General features: G+C 55.3%; 18 protein-coding genes. 5 read left to right on the plus strand and 13 right to left on the minus strand.

Features of this window, described 5'->3' with window-relative positions; all coding sequences use genetic code 11:
* The first annotated feature begins 82 nt into the window (after window positions 1–82).
* From RDK48_RS04270 to RDK48_RS04280, 3 genes are all read left to right on the plus strand, one after another.
* The gene (locus RDK48_RS04270; protein ID WP_298993108.1) at window positions 83–1,591 is read left to right on the plus strand and encodes an NADH-quinone oxidoreductase subunit N; all 1,509 of its coding nucleotides are present in this window, start codon (window positions 83–85) and stop codon (window positions 1,589–1,591) included.
* 74 nt (window positions 1,592–1,665) lie between these two features.
* On the plus strand, window positions 1,666–2,799 hold the full coding sequence (locus RDK48_RS04275; RefSeq protein WP_298993105.1) for a sulfite exporter TauE/SafE family protein: 1,134 nt from the start codon (window positions 1,666–1,668) through the stop codon (window positions 2,797–2,799).
* 160 nt (window positions 2,800–2,959) lie between these two features.
* Complete coding sequence (locus tag RDK48_RS04280; RefSeq protein ID WP_298993101.1) at window positions 2,960–3,571, plus strand: hypothetical protein; 612 nt, start codon at window positions 2,960–2,962, stop codon at window positions 3,569–3,571.
* A gap of 137 nt (window positions 3,572–3,708) precedes the next feature.
* On the opposite strand, the gene RDK48_RS04285 is transcribed toward RDK48_RS04280, so the two are convergent.
* A complete protein-coding gene (locus tag RDK48_RS04285; protein WP_298993098.1) occupies window positions 3,709–4,803 on the minus strand; it encodes an NADH:flavin oxidoreductase/NADH oxidase in 1,095 nt (364 codons plus the stop codon).
* 154 nt (window positions 4,804–4,957) lie between these two features.
* On the opposite strand from RDK48_RS04285, the gene RDK48_RS04290 reads away from it, so the two are divergent.
* A complete protein-coding gene (locus RDK48_RS04290) occupies window positions 4,958–6,259 on the plus strand; it encodes a serine hydrolase (protein WP_298993095.1) in 1,302 nt (433 codons plus the stop codon).
* A 176-nt stretch (window positions 6,260–6,435) separates the two neighbouring features.
* Here the strand turns inward: RDK48_RS04290 and RDK48_RS04295 are convergent, their stop codons facing one another.
* From RDK48_RS04295 to RDK48_RS04315, 5 genes are all read right to left on the minus strand, one after another.
* Window positions 6,436–7,305: an MBL fold metallo-hydrolase gene (locus RDK48_RS04295; RefSeq protein ID WP_298993091.1), complete on the minus strand. Its 870-nt coding sequence runs from the start codon at window positions 7,303–7,305 to the stop codon at window positions 6,436–6,438.
* A 57-nt stretch (window positions 7,306–7,362) separates the two neighbouring features.
* Entirely contained in the window at window positions 7,363–7,971 is a 609-nt protein-coding gene (locus tag RDK48_RS04300) for a rhodanese-like domain-containing protein (RefSeq protein ID WP_298993088.1), read from the minus strand.
* Between the two features lie 368 nt (window positions 7,972–8,339).
* Entirely contained in the window at window positions 8,340–10,244 is a 1,905-nt protein-coding gene (locus tag RDK48_RS04305; RefSeq protein ID WP_298993084.1) for a response regulator, read from the minus strand.
* 747 nt (window positions 10,245–10,991) lie between these two features.
* Window positions 10,992–11,630: a carbonic anhydrase gene (locus RDK48_RS04310; RefSeq protein WP_298993080.1), complete on the minus strand. Its 639-nt coding sequence runs from the start codon at window positions 11,628–11,630 to the stop codon at window positions 10,992–10,994.
* A gap of 303 nt (window positions 11,631–11,933) precedes the next feature.
* Complete coding sequence (locus RDK48_RS04315; protein ID WP_298993075.1) at window positions 11,934–14,354, minus strand: methyl-accepting chemotaxis protein; 2,421 nt, start codon at window positions 14,352–14,354, stop codon at window positions 11,934–11,936.
* A 572-nt stretch (window positions 14,355–14,926) separates the two neighbouring features.
* Between RDK48_RS04315 and RDK48_RS04320 the strand changes: the two genes are divergently transcribed.
* Complete coding sequence (locus tag RDK48_RS04320) at window positions 14,927–15,751, plus strand: nitroreductase family protein (RefSeq protein WP_298993072.1); 825 nt, start codon at window positions 14,927–14,929, stop codon at window positions 15,749–15,751.
* Between the two features lie 83 nt (window positions 15,752–15,834).
* Here the strand turns inward: RDK48_RS04320 and RDK48_RS04325 are convergent, their stop codons facing one another.
* The 7 genes from RDK48_RS04325 to RDK48_RS04355 all read right to left on the minus strand — a co-directional run bounded on the left by RDK48_RS04325 (window position 15,835) and on the right by RDK48_RS04355 (window position 22,454).
* On the minus strand, window positions 15,835–16,041 hold the full coding sequence (locus RDK48_RS04325) for a 4-oxalocrotonate tautomerase family protein (RefSeq protein ID WP_298993069.1): 207 nt from the start codon (window positions 16,039–16,041) through the stop codon (window positions 15,835–15,837).
* A 22-nt stretch (window positions 16,042–16,063) separates the two neighbouring features.
* A complete protein-coding gene (gene modD / locus RDK48_RS04330) occupies window positions 16,064–16,930 on the minus strand; it encodes a ModD protein (protein WP_298993066.1) in 867 nt (288 codons plus the stop codon).
* 115 nt (window positions 16,931–17,045) lie between these two features.
* Entirely contained in the window at window positions 17,046–17,753 is a 708-nt protein-coding gene (locus RDK48_RS04335; RefSeq protein ID WP_298993063.1) for a molybdenum ABC transporter permease, read from the minus strand.
* A 2-nt stretch (window positions 17,754–17,755) separates the two neighbouring features.
* Window positions 17,756–18,508, minus strand: a complete 753-nt coding sequence (modA, locus tag RDK48_RS04340; RefSeq protein WP_298993061.1) for a molybdate ABC transporter substrate-binding protein — start codon at window positions 18,506–18,508, stop codon at window positions 17,756–17,758.
* Window positions 18,486–19,238, minus strand: a complete 753-nt coding sequence (gene modC / locus RDK48_RS04345) for a molybdenum ABC transporter ATP-binding protein (protein WP_298993058.1) — start codon at window positions 19,236–19,238, stop codon at window positions 18,486–18,488. The genes modA and modC overlap by 23 nt, the downstream gene beginning before the upstream one ends.
* A gap of 354 nt (window positions 19,239–19,592) precedes the next feature.
* Window positions 19,593–21,167: a DnaA ATPase domain-containing protein gene (locus RDK48_RS04350; RefSeq protein WP_298993055.1), complete on the minus strand. Its 1,575-nt coding sequence runs from the start codon at window positions 21,165–21,167 to the stop codon at window positions 19,593–19,595.
* A gap of 609 nt (window positions 21,168–21,776) precedes the next feature.
* Window positions 21,777–22,454, minus strand: coding sequence for an outer membrane protein (locus RDK48_RS04355; RefSeq protein ID WP_298993052.1), 678 nt, complete (start codon window positions 22,452–22,454; stop codon window positions 21,777–21,779).
* Window positions 22,455–22,697 lie beyond the last annotated feature (243 nt).

Consider the following 22,697-nt stretch of genomic DNA (forward strand, 5'->3'; position numbering starts at 1 on the left):
GCCCCCGCCGCAGGCCAGCGCATGGCCCCGACAGCTGGCGGACAACGTGTCTTGCGGCACGAGGAACACCATAGGAGCTATCATGACAGCCATATCCGTAGCGCCTCTTTCTGCCCTGCCATTGCTGAAAGAACTTCCGGCCCTGCTGCCGGAACTGACGCTCTTGGTCACGGCCATTGGCCTGCTGTGCGCCGATATGTTTTTTCCAAGGGCGCGGGCTTTTCTGCAATGGCTGACTGTAGTTGGTGCAATAACGGCTTTTGCAGCAATTGTAGCAGTTTCTGCGGGCGGCGGGAGTGTTTCTTTTGACGGAATGTTCCGCGCTGACGGTTTTGGAGCGCTCTTTAAAGCGATTTGCGTAGTAGCACTTGCTTTTACGGCGTTAATGAGCGAAAGTTTTTTTTCACATGCCCAAATGCGTCAGGGCGAATATTACTGCCTTGCAGTATGTTCAACACTGGGCATGTGCGTGATGGCTTCGGCTGGTGATCTCATTGTGCTCTATCTGGGGCTTGAGCTCATGGCCCTGCCCATTTACGCGATGGCGGCCCTGCGCACTGGCGATCCGCGCAGCAGCGAATCGGCCATCAAATATTTTTTGATGGGCAGTTTCGCGTCGGCTCTTTTGCTTTTTGGCATGTCCCTGCTGTACGGGCTTACCGGGCATACCGAGCTTGTGCAGATCGCTGCGGCACTGCCTGTTGCCGCAACCGGGCAGACCTTGCCCGCCCTGGTAGTTGCTTTGGCGCTCATGCTGGCAGGCATGGGGTTCAAGGTGGCTGCCGCGCCCTTCCACGTGTGGGTGCCTGATGTGTATGAAGGCGCGCCCACAACCGTGACCGCCTTTATGTCTGTGGCGGCCAAAACGGCCAGTTTCGCCGTGCTTGCGCGCGTACTGGTCATGGCCTTGCCGCAACTGGGCGCTCAGTGGAGCGGGGCGTTGGCCTTGATGGCCGCATTGACAATGCTTCTGGGCAATATCGCTGCCGTAATGCAGACAAGCCTTAAACGCATGCTGGCGTACTCGGCCATAGCTCACGCGGGTTATGCCCTCTTGGGACTTGCCGCGTGCACAGCCGACGGCCTGCGCGCCACGGCGGCGTATTTGACCATTTACCTGTGCATGAACATGGGTGCCTTTGCCATCATGGGCTACCTTGCCGTGTACGGGAAAAAACAGGGAAATAATCCTCTGGCTGATGCGGGTGAAGACCTGGATGACTATACAGGTCTTGCCACAAGGCATCCCACTCTTGCTGCGGCCATGCTGGTTTTTCTTTTTTCCCTGACGGGCATTCCGCCGACTGCGGGCTTTATGGGCAAATTCATGCTCTTTAAAGAAGCCTTTTCGGCAGGGTATACGGTAACGGTGCTTGTGGCTGTGATCAGCAGCACCATTTCCGCATGGTATTATCTTGGAGTGGCACGACGCATGTACATGCAGGAGGCCCCGGCAAATCACCCCGCACCCATACAGGCAGCTTCGGGCGGTGCGGGCGTGAGGGCTGTACTTCTGTGCTGTCTGACAGGTGTGGTGTTGTGGGGCGTGTTCCCGCAGACGCTGCTTTCGTGGGTGCATGTGTTTTTTTAGGAAGTCGCCTCAACAGCGCGTTTTCCGGCATTATTATCCGTTCGCTTGTGCGACGTTGATCGGGAGGAGTTGGAATGAGAAACAAGTGGGTACTTTTCGGCGTGGTGGCTTCACTTCTGGTGCTGACCGCCAGTGTCGCCCTTGCCGCTGACGGCAGTGTGCTTGCCAATGCCATCGCCAAACAGGTGGAAACGGCTCCCAATACCCTCAATATGCAGGCTGAACCCGGCTATCTCGGCATCCCCGGCGGCCCCAAGGTCAACATGATTCTGGCCTTTGGCTGGGCCTTGTGGGTGGGCTGGATTTTCTCCACCGTGGGCGCTTTTGGCGGCGTTATGGCTGGCGTGGGCCACATGACCGTGCACGGCCTTGGCGCGTATGCCAAATCTTTTGGCAAGACGCCCCTTAACAAGTCCGTCACCGACTCCGTGCGCGCCTCCAACCAGATGCTCGCAGGCCTTTCCGCTGTTATCAGCACGTTCAGCTACTACCGCATGAAGCGCCTTGTGCTGCCCCTGGGCTTCGCCTTGGGCCTTGGCTCCATCGTAGGTGCTTTTGGTGCAGTTTCGTTGACCGCCGGCAAGCTGAACTTCTCTTCCTACCAGGGCTATTTTGGCCTCTTCGTGCTGCTGCTGGGCCTGTACCTGATGTGGGAAACCTCCCCCGCCGGTCAGCGCTCCAAGGCCAAAGCCAAGGAAGCCGCCAAGGCTTTTGAGACTGCTTGCCAATACAAGGCCGAAGGTGTTGCCGCCCCCACGGGCGTGAAGCTCATCAAGTTTACCTTTACCACCTGCCAGTTCACCTTCTGCGGCGTGGAATTTGCCTTCAACCCCCTGCTGCCCTTCTGCGGCGGTGTGGTTATCGCCAGCATCGCGGCCTTTTTGGGCGTGGGCGGCGGCTTCCTGCTGGTGCCTTTCATCACCAGCGTGACCCAGCTTCCCATGTACCTGGCTGCCGGTACCTCCGCTCTGGCCGTGCTGCTCAGCATGATCACCGGTATCACCACCCTCATGCTGCACGGCGCGCTGGTGGACTGGAATCTGGTTGGTCTTGAACTGGTCGGTATTGCCGTGGGCTCCATCGTTGGCCCCTACACCTCGCGTTTCTTCTCCGAAATCTGGTTGAAGCGCCTGTTCATCGTGCTGGCCCTGTATGTCGGCACCGACTACATCCTGCGCGGCTTCTTCAACATCAAGATGTTCGGCTAGTATTTCCGGCAATGTCCGGAACATGCTGAAAACATGAAAAACACTGCATCCCCCTGGCCTGCCCACGGGGATGCAGTGTTTCCTTTTTACAACAGAATGCTAATCTGTCCGTGCGCAAGGGCGTAGAATCGCCCTGTGCGAAAAACGGAGCCGCTGAGATATGGAACAACTTCTGGTCTGGCTTGATCCTTTTTTTGTGCTGCCGTACCGCATGGTGCCGCAGCCCGAGGCAGCCTACTTTTGGGGAACAGCTATTCTTGCGCTGATTGCGGGCCTCATAGGCATTGCCACCCTGCGCATGGCCCAACGTATGCACCGCAAGCGTCTGAAAAAATTGCAGGATGACATGCGGCACTACCATGAACTGAGCGAATCAGCCTTGCAAAACTCTGGCAAGGAAGCCTTCAAGGCCGTGAACCGTCAGGGGCATGAGGCGTTTGGCTATTATTTTTCGCTCAGCAACGCCCTGTTTGTGGCTTCGCTGTGGCCTGTTCCCATTATGCTGGCCTGGATGCAGCTGCGTTTTGGCATGATCAGCCCTGAGCTGCCTTTTTCTTTGCCGCTGTTTGGCAATCAGCCGAGCATGGTTTTCTGGTTCATTCTTTTTTATATCCCGCTGCGGATGTTCAGCACCAAGACCATCACTCGTTGGCAGTTGCGTCACGGGGCGGCACCGTTGGAAACCCAGATCGTAAACAGCACCGAGGCCAATGCCGGAGCAAAACCTCAGGCCCAGCCGCAAGCGCAGGCCCACAAGGTGGACACTCCCTAGTCGGATATGTTCCGAGATTCTGCGCCGGGAGCAATCCCCGCGCGGCATTGATCTGGCTGGTCAATGCAGAAGGCCCCGCATCAAATAAAGATCGCGGGGCCTTCTGTGTTTAAGCATGCAGGTTGCAGAAATCAGACCTACACAAAGAGTTCCTTCACGTTGTGCGGCTTGCTGCGCAGATAGGGCGACGGCCCGGCAATGGTCTGCCCCAGTGCGGCAGCGGCATGCCAGGGCCAGCGCGGGTCGTACAGCATTGCGCGGCCAATGGCCACCATGTCGGCCTGCCCTGTAACCACAATACTTGAGGCCAGTTCCGGCTCTGTGATGAGGCCCACGGCAATAACAGGAAGCTCACTCACTGCGGCCTTGACCGCAGCAGCCAGCGCCACCTGATAGCCGGGCGCAAGGGTAATCTTCTGGTCGGGCGAAAGGCCGCCTCCGGAAACGTGTATGTACGCGCCACCAGCCTTTTCAACAGCCCTGGCAAAGACAGCGCATTCTTCCACATTCCAGCCGCCTTCGGCAAAGTCGGTGCCTGAAACGCGTACACCCACCGGGTAATTGGCCGGAACAGCTACGCGCACTGCCGCCAGCACTTCCAGCGGAAAGCGCATTCTGTTCTCGAGGCTGCCGCCGTAGGCATCGGTGCGGGCATTGCTGAGGGGCGAGAGGAATTCGTGCATCAGGTAGCCGTGGGCCGCATGCAGCTCAATGGAGTCATACCCGGCGCGTACGGCGCGTTTGGCCGTAGCTACAAAAGATTCTGTAAGGCGGGCAATGTCTGCCGCCGTGAGTTCGGTTGGTGTTTGATGGCCCGGCGCATAGGGCAGGGCGGAAGGCGCGCATATTTCCCACCCGCCATCTGCGGGCATGAGCGGCTTGCCACCTTGCCAAGGTAGGCCCGTAGCGCCCTTGCGTCCGGCATGTCCGATCTGAATGCCGATTGGCGTGGAAGAATAGGCACGGATGGAATCGAGCATGGCCTTGTGGGCGGCTTCCTGCTCCTCATTCCACAGGCCGAGATCCTGCGGGGATATACGCCCCGGCGCTTCCACTGCCGTAGCTTCCACAATGAGCAGCCCGGCTCCGGAAACGGCAAGAGTGCCGTAGTGCATGGCATGCCAGTGTACGGGGCGGCCCTCTTCTGCCGAGTATTGATCCATGGGGGGGACGACTATCCGGTTGGGCAGTGTCAGCCCTTTGAGTTTGATGGGAGAAAAGAGTGGATTCATGGTGTCCTCCTGCTTGATTTAATCCTAGCGGAATGCTTTTTCTTTGTTAAGCGCCCAATGTTTGTGAAAAGCGTGCCCGGTATTTACATCTGTGAGCAAAAATGGCTCTATCAGCAGAAATAGGGCAGGGCAGGTTTGCCTGCGGGGAGGATGCGTGCAGAAGATAAAAAAAATAATGAATCTGTTTGCGGGCAAACTGGCGTCCCGGTTTGTTGCCCTGCTGATTGTTGCCCTTTGCGCCTTGGTTTCGGCTGGCAGCAGCGCGGCCAGCGCAGAAAAACCCGCCGATGCGGCTTTGGCCCAGCGGCTTGATGCCGTGCTGAACAAGGCAGTGGCCGAGGGCCGCATCGTGGGGGCTGTGGTCATGGTTGCCCGTCAGGGGCAGGTGGTCTATGCGCGGGCTGTGGGCATGGCCGATGCGGAAAAATCCACCCCCATGAGCCCGGATACGCGCTTTCGGCTGGCCTCCATGAGCAAGCCCATTGCGAGCGTCGCAGCACTTGCTCTGGCGGAGAAGGGCATGATCGCTCTGGACGATCCCGTAACCCGCTGGATCCCCTCCTTTACCCCTGCGCTTGCGGGCAAGGCGGATCCGGTCATTACCGTGCGGCACCTGCTCACGCACACTGCCGGGCTTTCTTATGGATTTTCGGAGCCGCCCGATGGCCCCATGGCGCTGGCCGAAGTTTCCGATGGACTGGATGACCCGCCCATCACGCTGGAAGAAAACATCTGGCGGCTTGCCACGGTACCGCTTTATTATGAGCCGGGTACGGACTGGAAATACTCCCTTGCCATTGATGTGCTGGGCGAAATCGTGTCACGGGCTGGCGGGGACAAGCTGCCCAACGTGGTGCAGGAGCTTGTAACCGGGCCGCTGGGCATGACGCACACAGGCTTTATGGCAGATGATCCTGACCTGCTTGCCGCACCCTATGTGTGGGCCAATGGCAAGGCCCAGCGCATGGGCGAGACTGAAATTGTGCCCAACGCTGTTTCCGCAACGCGTTTTCAGCCGGGGAGGGCGCTGGACGAACAGGCCTTTCCCTCCGCCGGGGCGGGGATGGTTGGAACTGCGGCAGACTACCTGAAATTTCTCGAGGCCGTGCGCGAAAACGGCGGCTCCATCCTCAAACCGGATACCGCGAAGGCCATGACTGCCGATCAGGTCTGTCCCATATTGTCGCAAAGGCTGAGCGTAACCGCAGGTAAAACCAATGAGGTTGTAGCGCCGGGCTGGGGATTTGGTTTTGGCGGCGCTGTGCTGCTGCGCCCTGAAAAGGCGGAATACCCCGCGGGCCAGAATACCTGGAGCTGGAGCGGCGCATACGGGAGCCATTTTTTCATGGATCGCGCCAACGGGATATCCTTTGTGGCGCTTACCAATACCACGCCTACGGGTATGGCTGGGCCGTTTGCGGTTGACCTCGCACGGGCAGTGTACGGCAAAAAGTAGCCAGGGTATGAAGCCAGTGGCATGCACGCTAGCGCAAGTATTTTTGCTACTGAGTTTTCCCTTTTTTGTAATACGGCATCCTGCATTGACACATCTTTTTAAAGCCCCTTCGTCCACTCCGGCAATGCTGGTGGAAGAAGGGGCTTTTGTTGCTTGCGGATTGTTTACCCTTGGCCTTACATGCGGTTCACGGGCAGCTTTACAAATTGCAGGCCATTGACGGCCTTGCCGAATTTTCCTGTGCGCATGTTGGCCTGAAGGGAGGGCAATATGAGCGGCGGCACGGCCTTGCCGCTGTCGTCTGCCTTGCGCTTTGCCACAAATTCGGCCTTGCCCACTTGCAGGTTCAGCCGCACGTTGGCGGTTTTCTGCTCGCCAACCGTTGCCATGCACTGCGGACCGCGCACACCCTCAGGCGGGTAATCGTGCCCCACATAGATGCGCAGGTCGTCTGGCAGTGTAAAGAGCTTGCGGGAGGAATCATACGAATCCTCGGCGCTGCCGCCAGGAAAGTCGCACCGGCCCGAACCCACATCGGGCAAAAAGATTGTGTCGCCCACAAAGGCCGCATTGCCCACAATATAGGTGGTGTCTGCGGGGGTATGCCCCGGCGTGTGGATTATTTTTGCGGGCATGTCGCCAATGGTGAATTCTTCATCATTTTCAAACAGATGGTCAAAGGCAGAGCCGTCTGCGGGTGTGTCCTCCTGCGTTTGGAAAATGGGCGTCCAGGTGGAGATGATATCCAGCATGTGTTTGCTGATGGCTATTTTCCCGCCCATTTTTTCCTTGATATAACTGGCTGCGGTGACGTGGTCGGCATGGATGTGGGTTTCAAGGATCCACTCCACCACAAAGCCCTGCTGGCGGACAAAATCAATAACTGCATCGGCAGAAACAGTGGATGTGCGGCAGGCGTGGAGGTCAAAATCCAGCACGCTGTCTATAATGGCGCAACGCTTCTGGGCATCGGTTGCAGACCAGACCACATATGTCCAGGTAGCGGTAACGGGATCAAAAAATCCGCGCACATTGGGTGCAGACATGGCGAACTCCTTTGCAAAAAAGCTAGGGTGAAAGTTCCGGCACCAAGAGAAGGCGCATTACTGGCAGCTTGCGCCGGGGCTTTTGCCATCTCCAATGGGGCAAGCGCCGCCAGAGCAGCCCTTTTTGTTCCAGGGTGCGCGCGTGAGCAGAAGGGCCAGGCCGCACCAGTTGGTAAGACCGGAAAATACCTGCCCGCAGCCAATAAAGAGCGCGCCGAGCAGAAAAGCCTTGTGTACAAAAAAACCCAGCAAAACGAACAGAGCCGTGAGCGCCCCGGCCACAAGGCGTACCTGCCTGTCCAGCGTGGGTGAGGTTTCGCCTGTTTTGGGCAGCGCCTGCCCTGCCGTGGGGAAGCCAGCTTCCTTGCAGGCCGCAAGGCCTCCTTCAATAACGGTTATGTCCGCAAATCCGGCTTCGGCAAATTTGGCCGCCGCTGTTTGCGCACGTCTGCCGCTGGCGCAAAGGGTATAAATGGGGGTATCTGCCAATGCCCCGCTGCGCAGGGCAACCATGTGAGGATCAAGCTCCGTCACCGGGGCCAGTGTGGTCGGAAGGACGAGGCGTTTTTCCGCAAATTCCATGGGGGTGCGCACATCCACAATGAGCGCCTGCTTGAGGTCTTTTTGCCGCAGGGCTTGCGCGCTGATGCTCTTGATAGTTGTCATTATGGCCTCCTTCGGTGGATAGCCTCCGGTTGGAAGGGGATGAAGAGCCGTTCATAGCCGTATCTGTGGCTTGCCGCATATGGTGCAGTCCTGTACATGATACCTCACCATGGGCAGACTGCAAAGCAGCAAGAAGAGTGCACATAGTAGTTGGCTACCGTAAGTTCTTTTCAGGTAATCATGTTTCCGGCGGGTGCAAGGCCTGCTTGGAAAGGTTGCATTTATATAATGCGCCCTGCAGGGCTGTGATATTTGCAACAAGGTCATTTACGGTTGCGTTGCTGGTGGAAAACAGTTCAGGGGCAAGGTGTAAGGGAGGAATGAAGAATTCTTTCTGAAAAGAGGGCTTCTGACGGTCTGGCGGATTTTTAATCCGGCCCCTGCGAAGGTGCGTCCGGCCTGGTGGAAAGAAGCTGACCAAGGACTGAAAACATCTTGCTCATAATAACCGGTTTTTCCAGAAATTCGTCCATGCCGGATTCAAAGGCGTTCTGTATTTCATCGGCAAAAACATTGGCAGAAAGCGCCACAATGGGGGTGTCCACATCAAACTCCCGTATCTCGCGGGTGGCCTGATAGCCGTCCATCACAGGCATGCGGATGTCCATCATGATGATGTCGTAATTGCGGCTTCTGGCCTTTCCCACTCCCTCGCTGCCGTTGAACGCCTGTTCGCACACCACGCCTTCACTTTCGAGCATTTCTTTCAGGATTTCACTGTTGATGACGTTGTCTTCGCAGATGAGGATATTCCTTCCCTTAAGTGAGACGGCGGCGCGCTGTGAGCAATTTTTTTTGTGGAAAGCGGCAATATCTGCGGCGGTAGCTTTTTTGTGGGGCAAAATCACCGTAAAGGTTGTTCCCTGGCCCGGCGCAGACTTGCAGGTAATGTTGCCCCCCAAAATATCGACCAGCTTTTTCACAATAGCCAGCCCAAGCCCGCTGCCAGAGCTGGACACATGATCTTCCTGCGTGAACGGTGAATACATGCTGGCTTGAAATTTTTCGCTGATTCCCGGCCCGTTATCAGAAATGACATGGGTTACAACAAGACTGTCGGCATTTTCACCGCAGATGTCATTGCGCCATGTTATGGTGCCGCCGGGTTGCGTGTATTTGACGGCATTGTTCAAGAGATTCACGATAATCTGCTGAACCTTGCGCGTATCGATCTGCGCATAGCAGTTGGTTGCCGTGCAGTTAAAATGCGTTATGAATGTGATGTTTTTTGCCTCCGCCTGAGGCCTGATGATGGATTCAATAATTTTTGCACTATGCGCGCCAGTACAAATTGTCGGTACAACGTCCATCTTTCCGTTGGAAAGCTTTTGCAGGTCAAGAATGTCGGAAAGAATGGCAAGCAGAAAGTTTGAACACGCCTTTATGGTGGCGAAGACCTTGGTGAGGTCAGGATCCTGGTGTTTTTTTAGTTCAAGGTCTGAAAAGCCCATAATGGTGGCAAGGGGAGTGCGCATATCGTGGCTCATGCGCAAGAGAAAGTCAGACTTTGCGCGGTTGGCCTGGCGTTCTTTCTTCAGCGCTGTATGTAGATTGGCATTGAGATCCACTACGTCTTTGCGCAGCATGTATTCACTTGTGACATCTTCAAAACTGCCCACAAGGCCTACAATTTTACCGTCTTCATAAAGCGGGCTTTTACTGGCTACAATGTGGCGGTTTTCGCCCTTGCAAAAGCACATGCCGGGAACCCGCGTGGTGCTCTCGCCCCGCAACACTCGCAGTTCATCATTTTTGTACGGGTCCGGGTCGCTATGCCAGCCCATGTCTTCATCATTCTTGCCCAAGAGCACCTGATCGGAATCAAAACCGTAATATTCCAGAAATGCCTTGTTTACGCCGATAAAACGCCTTTCAGTATCTTTCCAGAAGATTGCAGCCTGCGTAGTGTCCAGAATTTTTTGCAGCAGAACCAGGTTTTGCCGGTTGTGCGCTTGGGTCTCTTTTTCCCTAGAAATATTGACAAATGCCAGTTGCAGAACTTGTTGGGGGATAACCCAGGAGAGACTGACGCGAATCCATCTGACGTGGCCATCTTGCGGGTGCAGTCTGCACTCCAGAGGCTGCACCGTCTTGCCGGATATGAACATTGCCAGCAGGTGTTCTACCCTGCACACGTCGGCACTGTGCACATGCATGAGCTCACTGACGTGGAAGCACTTGCTCGCCTCGCGCCCCGATGTGCCTGTCATGGCCAGCGCCTCGTTGTTCATGTAGGTGCAGTGATGCGTGGCAGGCCCCTGCGTGACCTTCATGTGAATGATGCCAATTGGAATATCAGACAGAGCATCGATTGGTTGCTGCTCTGCGAAAGAAATCCACAATACGCAAACGTTGTCTTCAATGCGCTGGCAGCGGCAATCAAGGAAGCAATGCATAGTTGCGCAAAATACAGTCCATTCTTCCACAAAATTCTGGGAGAGCGATTTGTTCAGATGCTCCTTGTTTACAATAATTTTTTCCAATGCTGCAAATTCGATGATTTTTAGGAATTCAGTGAATCTTGTGTTGGCGGCACTGATGGAAAATGTATTGCCTTCAATCCGAGTTAAAAGACAGCAAGCAATATTTGTTGAACTATTCCACTTCATGAATTGATCTGTCAGATTTTTGTTCATGGAAGTAGTCCCTTGATTGAGGCTGACTAACTTGGAATGTATTTCAACTTAGTTAAATATAAAATTTATCTGGTGTAAATGTTAATTTTTCTTATAAATCAATATCTCTGTATCGTTGTAAATTTATAAATATATGACTGCGATTGCTGGCAGACCCGTATGAATAATAAAAGACCCGCACAGCAGTGCGCCTTCAAAACAGATTACAGATGTCTTGCGAACATAAGGGCAGACATTTGGCAAATGGCATCAATGCCTGCATCCGCAGCACAGAATGCGAAATGCTAGAAGGTATATAAAAACAGCGGATTTTCCATGCCTGGAAAATCCGCTGTCACTGCATGCCACAACACAAATCAGCGCATTTGGCCTGCACGCTGGCCGTTATTTTTTCAGGGCCAGAAAATCGTGCTCGTCAGGGTCGTAATATTTGATTTCGCCAGATTCAATATAGTAGAGCCAGCCGTGAACGTGCAGATCGCCCGATTTTACTCTGTCGCGCACACACGGGTAAGTCATGAGGTTTTCTATCTGAAAAATGATGGAGAGTTTCTCTGTCAGGCGCAGCAGTTTATCCTGTCCAACTTCTTTGCCAAGTGCCAGTGTGGCAAGTTCCTTGGCTTTTTTGCCCAACGAAAGCCATCTTTGCGTGTGCACAAAGGCCTCGTCGCGAATGTCCTTGTACAGTGCTGCGATAGCGCCGCAATAGGTATGGCCGCAGATGATGATTTCTTCAACATTCAAGGCTGTTACGGCATATTCAATGCCTGCGGCCATGGCGTGATAGTCCTCGTCCGGTTTGTAAGGAGCCACAAAGTTGCCCACATTGCGCAGCACAAAGAGCTGGCCGGGAGGAGTGTTGGTGATAAGCGATGGAATAACCCTGGAATCGGCGCAGCCGATATAGAGCACCTTAGGGTGCTGGCCGCTGGAAACCAGTTCCAGAAGCTCATTTTCATGCTTGCAGAAGTAGTTTTTTTGGAAAAATTCATTTCCCTGAAGCAAGCGTTCAACGTTCTTCATCAAATAACCTCAATGAGCCTGATGGGTTGGGGCGTGCGCAGTTGCGGGATTTTTTTTGGGCTGCTGGATTGTCTGCAATCGTAGTAGGGCTTCTTTGCTTTGGCTGCTCGGCTGGCAGTTGCTGCCCTGGTCAGCGCTGGTGTCTGGTAAGGTTGGCGCTTGAACAAGCCCTTGCCGCAAACGCTCCATAGCCAGTGGGTAGGGCATCTTGTACCAAACGTCAAGAAGAGGGCACAGGGCCCGCAAACAGCATGACTGATGCGGGCCCTGTGATATCTGAGCCTGTTCGGAGTCTACAGTAACTTACCCTTGCGACAGTGCTTTCAACTGCGCGGCAAGGCGTGAAAGTTCGGCAACCGTGCCGTGCAGTTCACGCGTCAGGGTGTTGGTGGTTTCTGCAACATGCTTCACATCTGTAATGGCGCGGTTGATTTCTTCGCTTGTGGCGGATTGCTGTTCCGCTGCCGTGGCGATGGATTGCACGCTGTTGCTGGCACTGGCGACAATTTCCACTATCTGGGAAAGTGCGGCGCCGCTCTGGTTGGCCATTTCCGTGGCCCTGGTGACAGTGTCGGCAGTGTCCCGCATCTCCTGCATATTGCCCTTTGCCACAGATTGAATGGTGGTAATGGCTTCTGTGACTTCCTTGGTGGCCTGCATGGTCTTTTCCGCGAGTTTGCGCACTTCGTCCGCAACTACGGCAAAACCGCGTCCTGCATCGCCCGCGCGGGCAGCTTCGATAGCCGCGTTAAGGGCCAGCAGATTGGTCTGATCGGCAATATCCGAGATAACTCCCATGATTCTGCCAATGCCCTCGGTGTGGGTTTCAAGGGATTCCATTTCCTTGAGCAGGGCACCAGTGTGGCTGCTGACCTCTGCAATGGCAGAAACAGCCTCATCAACAATTTCTGCGCCATGCCGGGCCTTTTGCCGTGCGTCCTCCGTCTGGTCAGCTGCGGAAGAAGCATTTTGCGCCACCTCGCGCACGGTGGAAGTCATTTCTTCCATGGCCGTGGCGGTTTCCTGCGCGCGGCCGTTTTGCGCATCCGCACCGTCCGAAACCTGCTGGAAGCGGTCCTTCATCAGGCCTACGGCTTCTGTCAGGCTGTCAGCCGCCGAGCTTATGGAGGTATTCACTTCCTGCATATGCTTCATGGTGGCTTCAATTTCGCGCTCTTTCAGCACCAGGGTGGTCACATCGCGCGCAATTTCCACATAGCCGATTTTATTGCCCTGGTTGTCGCGCAGCACATCACTGAATGGCTGAATATAATGCGGATTTTCCGCAGTGCCGATATCAAGTATACGCGCCACCACAGATTTGCCGCTGCGCTTGGACTGCGCAATGGGGCAGTCGTCGCTCTGGCACACTTCGGTATTGAAGTTGTCGTGGCAGAACTCCCCGCGAAGTTTTTTGATATCCTTCTCGAGCAAGGTTTCTGTGGCTTTGTTGGCGATGATAATGCGGTAGTCGTCATCCACGCCAAAGATGGGATCGGGCACGGAATCCAGCAGATTTCTGTACCCCTGCACCTCTGTGAGCATACTTTCAATCTTGTCCAGCAGCCGGTTGAACCATGACGCCAGCGCGCCGATTTCGTCCTCGGAGGAATACTTCAGGCGATTGGCCAGCACGGCTCTGTCTTCTGCAATTTCCTGAATGGTCTGGCGGATGCTCTGCACAGGCCGCAGCACTGTTATGCTGAGCACAAAGAACGTCATGACCAGCGGCACCACAAGCAGGGTCATGAAGGCTGCCGCAAGGATGATCCCCGCGCGGCTCATGATGCCCTGCTGTTCAGACAGATCCGTGCTGAACACGAGCACGCCGATCTGCTTGTCTTTGAAATCTGTAATGGGCATGCCGGAAAGCAGAGTGGAGCCGACAATTCGGGTAGTCGATCCCTTGCGGGTGGCGTCCAGAAAGCTCTTGTCCAGTAATCCCTCAACGTTGCCGTCCTTGGTGCCGCTCACAAGAACATATGAATCGGCGACAATGGGGTGCTTTTCCTTGGTTTGCAGGCCCGTTGCAACCTTAAGGTGTTCGGCATTCATGTACAGCAGCGAGGATTCTCCCTCTCCAGAACTCAGGCCGTTCAGCACGTGCGTAAAGCTCACCAGCACTTCAACAGAACCCAACTGGCTGCCCGAAAGGCTTGTGACAGGTGCAAGCCCCCGGATTTCAAAACCGCCGCTGCCGATTTCGACCCCGCACAGGGCTTTGCCGTTCTTGTTTACCTCAAGCACTGTGGGGCGGAAGGTCGAAAGATCGTCTGAAATATCAACCCACTTGTCCCCACGCTTGGTCTGTTTGTCGCGCCACAGGCGCGCAAAGCTCCGGGCCGGAGGAAAGTGGTAGTGTATCTGCGGCTTTTCGCCGATAACCGCCTTGAATCCGTCCAGCATGGGAGCGAGGGAAGCGCGCAACATTTCCCGCCCTCGTTGGGCGGTGGCGCTGTTTTCATCATTAATATCGCCTTCCATGGCAGTTCTGTAGGCGGCCTCAACCTCGGGCAATCTGCTCACCAGCGCGGCCATGCGCATGGCCTGTTCGCTGCACAGTTCAATGGCCTGCTTCATCTGCGAGGAGCGGGCTTCAACCAAAGTCTGTATATTTGTTTCGTTAAGTCTCTCAAATTGCTTTTGAATGACAAAATAACAACAAATACCGATAGCAAGTGTTATGCCAGCTATGGGGATGCAGACTTTTGCACGTAATTGCATCAGAGTTCTCCATATGCAATAGTTTAAAATACTATCGCGTGCTTGTGAAAAAACTTTAGGCTTGGGACAGGTTGTGTAAAAAGACAAAGACTCAAGCACAACTATTTACTAATAAATAGCATGAGGCGGAGTATCTTTGTTCAGAACACAAGCAGAAATGATACCATAGCAGTGTGAAAAAAACAAGTTCCCAGATGATATCGTTTAATAATGAGAAATTATTCTCAAAATTGCCATTCCGATAATTTTGCGGGATCGTTTTTTTTGAAAACAGGGAGTGGAAATCTAAAAGCAGGAAACTGATAGTCGAAGATTCCAACTGGTGGCAGCGGCTCGCTGAGAAAGCAGAGAAGGCAGCAGGGGCGCAAGTTCTATCTGTGCCCGCGCTGCGGGCAGAGCCATGGGCGTGCAGGCAGATTTTTGCCTTTTGACAGGCATTAACGTAGTATTCGCACCTGCGGCAGCCTGTAAGCCGCCGCTTTTATGTACAGGATACAAGCCCCTGAGCAGCCCCATGCCTGCAAAGGCGGCATTTTGCATTTTTGACCACGCGTTATAGCGCTAGGGAGCCTATGAACTCTTTTATAGTAGATACAGAATTGTGCCGCAAGGACGGAATTTGCGCCAAAGTGTGCCCCATTCAGATTATTGATGGCAATGTTGGCGAATACCCCTCCATGTCTTCGCACAAGGTCAGGGTATGTATTGGGTGCGGGCAGTGCATGGCCTTTTGCCCAGCCAATGCCTGTTCTGCGCCGGGGCTTTCATCGCAAGACAGCCGCCCCTTGCGGCGTGAACTGATCCCTTCGGCCGATCAGGTTGAAGAACTCGTATTTTCACGGCGCTCTGTGCGGAATTTCAAAAATAAACCTGTTCCGCGCGAGCTGCTGCACAGGATCCTTGACGGCGCGCGCTTTGCCCCTACGGCTAAAAACACGCAGGAGCTGCGCTGGATTGTTTTGGAAACCCGCGAGCAGACGGAAAAGCTGGCAGCTCTGGTCATTGACTGGATGCGCGCCCTGCCGGAAATTGACCCTGCCACTGCCAGGGACGTGCATGCCGAAAGCCTCGTGCGGGCATGGGAAGCCGGGTATGACGTCATCACCCGTACGGCCCCGCATCTTGCCCTGATTATTGCCCCCAAGGGACACTGGGGCCCGTCAGATGCCTCCATTGCCGCTGCCTATCTGGAGCTGCTGGCCCACGGACACAATGTGGGCTGTTGCTGGGGCGGCTACGTGTGCTTTGCCATGGGGCATCCCTCTGCCCACGTTCTGCGGGCCTTTGCGGGCGTTAAGGACGATGAGCAGGTCTATGCCGCGCAGATGATGGGCTTTCCACTGCTTGCCCCCCATTTCAGACCGCCGCGCAAGGCGCTGGATGTCACCTGGCTGTAAGGCTTTATCCCCGTAGCAAAAAATAAAGGCGGCGACCCGGGTTTCATGCCCGGGCTGCCGCCTTGCTTATCATTTGCTGGCTGTTACTGTTTGCGTCGGCGTACTGTAACGCTTTCGCCGCCGATGCCCCAGTTATCCGTGGAGAGTTCTTCAATAAGAACCACGGTGGTTGCGGGGTTTTTGTTCAGTACCCTTTGCAGCAGTTCCGTGACGCCGCGGATGAGTTCTGCTTTCTGCTCCGCAGTGGGGGCTTCTGCACCGCCTGTTACCTTGATATTTACAAAAGGCATCTGTACCTCCGCGATTATTGTCCTAGGGGGCCTTTTCCATAACGACCTTGATGTCTGCCGGTTTGCCAAAGTAGGGCCAGGTTGTGACCAGCACGTCAACGCCTGTGGCCGCATACTGGGCGGCGTTGCCGTCGTTGATGCCGCCAGCGGCCAGAATGACGATGTCGTCACGCAGGGCGCGCACGGCACCCACAGTTGCGGCAAGAGTCTCACAATCGAATTTTTCGCACTGAACAATATCAATGCCTGCTTCTGCCACCAGCAGGGCATCGTCAAAGGTGTCCACCTCGGCGCTGATCTTGCGTTCAGGCGCTCGCGCGCGCAATTTGTCCATCATGGCTGCCACGCTGCGCAACGAGGTCTGTTGCTCACCGGGCAGAAAAACTCTGTGCTGGTCAAAAATGAGGATACTGTCCGAGAGGTTTTGCCGATGAATGATGGCCCCGCCGTTCATGGCCGCCTCCAGGCAGATGGCCTTGGCACCGGGAAAGTTTTTACGTGTCACGGCAACGCGCACGGCGGGGTTTGCGGTGTGGGCCTGCTCCACCATGTGCGCCGCGCGCGTGGCAATGCCTGTCATGTATTCCATCAGGGTCTGGGCCAGCTTCCAGCCTCGGTGCAGGGCGGCGGCGGGGCCTGTGGCCTCCAGACATTGCTGGCCCGCTGCAAGCCTGCCGCCGTTGGCGGCGGTGCGGCTGACAGAAAGGCCGCATTTGCGCAGGAGCATTCCGGCTTCTTCCACGCCGCTGATGGTGCAATCCACCTTGGGCGCAAAGCGCATGACGCCAGAAGTCGCGGCAATGCCGAGCAGTTCTACCGTAAGGTCAAGGCCGGGGCAGTCATCTGCCAGCAGGCCTTCCAGCCATGTATCGGAACAGGGAAAGTGCATGACATGCTCCTTGTAGATGCAGAACACTATACAGGCTAGAGCAATGTCGCTTGAGAATGTTCCGTCAACGGCGCAGAACCGTGCATTTGCGCTGAAGCAGCGGAGTGATAATGCTCTAGAATGACCGTTTTTGACACCAGTCGATGCCAAGGTACAGCAAAAGACTGATTATCGCCAGTATGGCGCAGAGCAGGGCTGCCCGCTGAAATTCGCCTGTGGATACGGCGTTGAACACTTCCAGCGAGAGCGTATTGGTGCGCCCCGCGATGTTGCCGCCGAGCATGAGGCTGATGCCCACCTCGCCCATGGCCCGCGTGATGCCCAGCAGCAGCCCGGCGGCAAGGCCATGCCGGATGAGCGGCAAGGTCACAAGAAAAAAACATTTGCGGGGCGTTGCGCCGCACACCCGCGCCGCCTGCTCAAAGCGCAGCAATTCTGGATTGTTCAGCGCTGTTTGCACGGGCTTGACCACAAGGGGCAGCCCGGCCAGCCACGAGGCAAGGATGATGCCCCCCTGCGAAAACACCAGGCTGACGCCCAATGTCTCCCGCAGGGCAATGCCTCCCCAGCCGTTGCGGCCAAAGAGCAGGAGCAGCAAAAAGCCCAGGGCCATGGGCGGAAAAACCAGCGGTAGCGTGATGACAAAATTGACCACCCGCCGCAGATGCGGATTTTTCGCCATGCCCAGCCGGGCAAGAGGAATGGCCGTCAGCGCGTGCAATATCAGGCAGGCGCAGCAGACCCGCAGGGTCAGCAGCACGGAAAAGCTGACCTCAGGCGCGCACAGGGCGCGCCCCAGTTCATGCAGTTCATGCAGCTGCATGGTTACAGGCGCAGGCCGCTGCCGGCAAGGATTCGCTGCGCTTCAGGAGTTTTCAGAAACTGCATGAACGAGCGCACTTCAGCCTTGTTCTCCTGTCCGGCCACGACACCTGCCACCAGCAGCATGGGCGTATAGCCCTCGTGCACTTCCATCCAGCCGCCAACGCTGTCGCCCTGCTTGCGGGCAATGGCCTCGTTCACAAAGGCGGCGTCAAGATCGCCGGAAACAAGGTAGGAAAAGACCTGCGGCACTGTGGAAAGCATGGAAAGCTTTGCCTTGAGCGGCTCCAGCAGGTTGTTGCCCTTCATGAAGGCCACTGCCGCTCTGCCGTAAATGGCCGCCTGGGCATCGGGATAGCCGATTTTGGCAAATTCCGGCTTGGTGAGATCCTGCGCCGAGGCAAGGTGCAGCCCTTTGCGCCACGCCAGCACGAGCACGGCTTCGCCAAGCGGTTCATAGGCGGCAAAGGCCAGACCGGAATCCTGCAAGGTGCCTTTTTCCGAAACAATAATGCTGACGCCGCTCCCCGCCTTAGCCTGTTCGATTATCTGCCCGATGTTGCCGCTGTACATTTCTGTGGGTTTTACGCCCGATTGCTGTGCATAGGCCGCGCACAACTGCTGCACCATGGGTTTGTATCCAAGCCCGGTGGTGATGGATGGCCCGTCGGCATGGGCCGACTGCGCAAAAACAAGGATGCAGGCAGTCAGTATCAGCAAAAGGCGAAAACGTTCAGGCAATACCAGAGGCTTCATGTGCGGCTCCTGACAGACAAAAGGTGGGGTAAGGCAACAGGCCCAGATTGTGCGCTTTGCGCAGGGTATCCTCAACCATGCCTTGGGCTTCAAGGCGGCCCTGACGCAACAGCAGCATGCTGCTGCCAAGGGCCAAGGCCTCATCGGGCGAATGGGTGACGTACAGCACTGGCACGTTCCACTGCTGCGGAATGCGCGCAATGTAGGACATAAGGCCATCCTTGAGGCTCATATCCAGCGATGAAAGGGGTTCGTCCATAAGAAGAAGGCTCGGACGGCAGAGCAGGGCGCGCCCAATGGCTACGCGCTGCTTTTCGCCGCCCGAAAGATGTGCCGGGCGTCTGTGCAGCAGCGGAGCAATTTCGAGCAGGTCGGCAACGTCATCAATGTTGGGCGCATCCTTGCTGGCGTGAGCGGCATGGAACCGGAGGCCGAAACGCAGGTTCTCGCGGACAGAAAGGTGGGGAAACAGGCGGGCGTCCTGAAAAACATAGCCCAGGCGTCTGGCTTCTGGCGGCAGGTTTATGCCTTGATCCGCGTTAAAGCAGGTGATGCCATGGCAGAGTATCTGTCCTGCATCTGGTGTTTCCAGCCCTGCAATACAATTGATAAGGCTTGTTTTCCCGGAACCTGAAGGGCCAAAAATGACAGCAATGCCGCACTCCGCAAGCGTAAATGCAAGTTGCAATTCAAAATCGCCGTGTTTTTTATGGATATCTACGTGTAGCATGGTCTGTCCTGAAGGCGGGGTGGGGCATGACCAGACGCCTTGCGCGGCTAGTTGCGTCATATCCAGCGATCATCAAGACCATACGGAGAGTGAAGCCATGTATCAATAAATACACGGTTTATATCATAAGCGTGAATGTTTGGGCGCGATCGCAGGGACAATCAGCATGCCTTGAGGGATGAGGCGGAGCAGACTTGTGCGTTTGCTGTGTTGCACGCAGCTAGAGGCCTGCAAGGCCAGGGGCCTCACCTCAGGCAAGCATACGAAACGAAAAAATTGGGTATGGAAGGCAGAAGGTGTTCTGCGCCCCCAGACGGGGCGGAGGAAAGAGGGCGTCAGCAGGGCCAAGGGCGCTTATGCGCCCATGCCTGCATTGCGTTCGATAAGTTTGACGGCCCTGGCAATCTGGCGGCCAAGGCTGGTTTCTTTGGAAAGTTCACGTTCCACACTGGTGATGCCCTTGATAACCGTGGAATGGCGGCGGTTGAATTTTTCGCCGATTTCTTCAAGAGTCAGTTCTGTGTGTTTGCGCGCGAGATAATACACTGTGTTGCGGCCCAGCACGCATTCCTTGCGGCGCGAGCGGGAGCTGAGCTGGCGCTCGTTGAGGCCGTAGCTTTCACAGACCAGACGCACGATAGTGGGCATGTCCGGCCCGCAGCTGATCTCGGCATACTGGCTGAGCACTTCCATGGCCAGATCAAGGTTCAGACCGCAATTGAGCAGACGCGCCTTGAAGATGAGGCTATTCAGGCACGATTCCATCTGGCGTACATCGCCGTCAAGGCGGCGGGCCAGCAGTTCGCAAACGGAGTCGGGCAGCAGCACCTGATAACTTTTGGCCTTGCGCTCAAGAATGTGGCGGCGCATGTCTTCTGTGGGGCGGCCAATATCGGTGAGGATGCCCGAGCAGAAATGCGACACAAGCTGGCTGTCTACGCGTTGCAGTTCGCGCGGCGAAAACGATGAGGTAAAAATGACGCGTCCGCCCTTGGCTTGAAGGTTTTTAACCACGGCAAGCGCCATGTCCTGCATTTTTTCCTTACCCTGGAAAAAATGCACGTCTTCAAGCAGCAGCACGTCAAGATCACGGAAACGGGTTTTGAAATTTTCGATGTCGTGGGTGCGCAGGGCAGCCACAAAGCGCGAGGCAAAATCTTCTGCCGTCAGGTAGCCCACGCGCGCGCCGCTGCGTTCTTCTGCAATGGCGCGGCCAACGGCTTGTGCCAGGTGGGTTTTGCCAAGGCCAGGGGCAGAGTTCATGAACAGGGTGCGTACGCAGCCGCTGCTACGGCTTACATCCTGAGCTGCCGCAACAGCCATATTATTGGTGGGGCCAACTACAAAGTCCGCAAAAGCATAGCGCCAGTTGGTCGCCAGACGATAGGCCGGGGTGCTGCTGATGGGCAGGGTGGCCTGCAACGGCGGGCGCGCCATCTGCTGTGCGGCAGTGTCCTGACGGTTGGCAGCTTCCGTGGCGTTGGCCGCCAAACCGGAAAATGTCGCGTTCAGTATGGAAGATGAGTGCGCGCACTGCTCTGCCGTGTCAGCTTGTTTGGCGGGGGCTTCTGCATTATGGGCCAGGGCAAAAGAAGCGGGCTGTTGCACAGGGCTGGCCGCAAAGGCCGAGTTATCCCGGCTGTCACGGGCTGGCAGGTTAGCAGGCTTGCTGCTGTGGGCGGTATCGCCTGCAGCGGTAATGCGCACGTCAACAGAAGCTGGGTCAAGTCCCAGCACCGGGGCTGCTGCTTCACGCAAGGTGGAGAGCATCTTGCCTTCAAGCCAGCTGGCCACAAAAGCATTGGGCGCGGTAAGCAAAAGCCCCCCCGCGTGCACTTGTGCCTGCAAGGGCGCAATCCAAACCTTGAAAACGCCGGAATGCAGCATTTTCTTGAGATTTTCAGAAATTTCCGACCATTGTTCGCGCATGCAGCCTTGTAGCCCAAAATCAGATTTTGGGGCAATTGATGATTCCGAGCTGTTTGAGACATGAGGCCAATTTCTTATCCCCAACTTTGTTTATATCTAATAGGCCTGAATTTTAATGTTTTTTAGTTACTTGGCCTGTAGTCCCTATGATGGGATATCCTTTGAACGCACGGCTTTCATGGGATGTCTTGACATTTTAAACATAGTGTCAAAAAGTTTTGCACAAATATAATTTGTTTTTACTCTGTTTTTCTCATGTATTCTTCATTTTTTAACTAGGCATCAGCAAACTATGCGCACTGTAAGGCAAGGCAGATTGTCAAGGGGGAAAAAGAAATTTTCGGTGGTTTCAGGTCGCATATTTGGACCGAAATTTCCACGAAAATTATATAAAAACTGTTGATATTAAAGAAAGTTAAGAAAATATCCAGGCATGCCCGGTGCATGCGGGCAGCAGGTGAATACGCCTGACGCCAGAATGCAAAAAACCCCGGCCTGAGCCGGGGTTTTGTTCCTGAGGGACGGGCAGCGCAAGCAGTGCCCGCGCTGAAGCTACCGTCCACAGCACGTTGCTGTGCCTCCTAGGAGGCCGCGGTGCTTATCTGCGGCTTAGAAGCCGTAGCGTAGGCCGAGCATGAACTCGTTTTCGTAGGGGCGGTTGCCAACGTTGTACTTGTTGCCAGCAGAGGTGACGCTCACTTCGTTGTAGCCAAGGCTTACAAAGCGGTAGCCAGCATCAATGGCGAAGTGCTCGTTGATGTTGAAGGCAACACCAGCGCCCAGGTTCCAGGCAAAGTTGGTGGTGCGTTGATCGCCGCTGAACTTGTCGCCGTTGTTGGCGGTAAAGTCATAGCCAGCGTAGTTGAAGGCCATGCCAAGACCACCACCCACATAAGGGGTCATGATGCTGTCGTTGTGGAAATCCCAGAACAGGTTTGCAAACAGGGTCGAGGAGTTCCAGGTGCCCTTGACCTGCTTGATGGCCGCGCCGCCATCGCTCCAGGTCTTTTCATTGTTGCCGCGCATGGCGAATTCAAGTTCGGCACGCAGGGGCAGCATCTGCTGGGGCCAGAAGTCATAGCCCAGGGCCAGGGCGCCACCAAGGGTGAACTGGCTGTACTGGTCTACGCCTGAGCCAGCCAGGGCGCGGGAGCGTTCAATTTGGCCGGTATTTTGAAAGCTCATCAGGAATTTGGGGGCCAGATACATGCCGTTGCCTTCAGCAGCGGCAATGTTGGGCAGTGCCAAACTCAGCACCAGCGCCAACGCAAGAATAAAGCGTTTCATGACAGTCCTCCTAGGTACTTTCCTCCAAAAAAATGAAGGCAGCTTTAAAGTTGAAACAATCATTAGAAAATGTCAATATTTTTTCTATATTGGCAGCAGTAATGACGCATATTAACTGTATTAATATTTCAAAACAGTTTATTGCAACGCGCTGATTCGGCTGGAAACCGAATGTATTCTGTACAAAAAAGAAAAACCCGGCTGTTTTTTAACAACCGGGTTCATATGTTTTTGCGGCAAACG

The organism is uncultured Desulfovibrio sp. (genome assembly GCF_902477725.1).
GTDB lineage: Bacteria > Desulfobacterota > Desulfovibrionia > Desulfovibrionales > Desulfovibrionaceae > Desulfovibrio.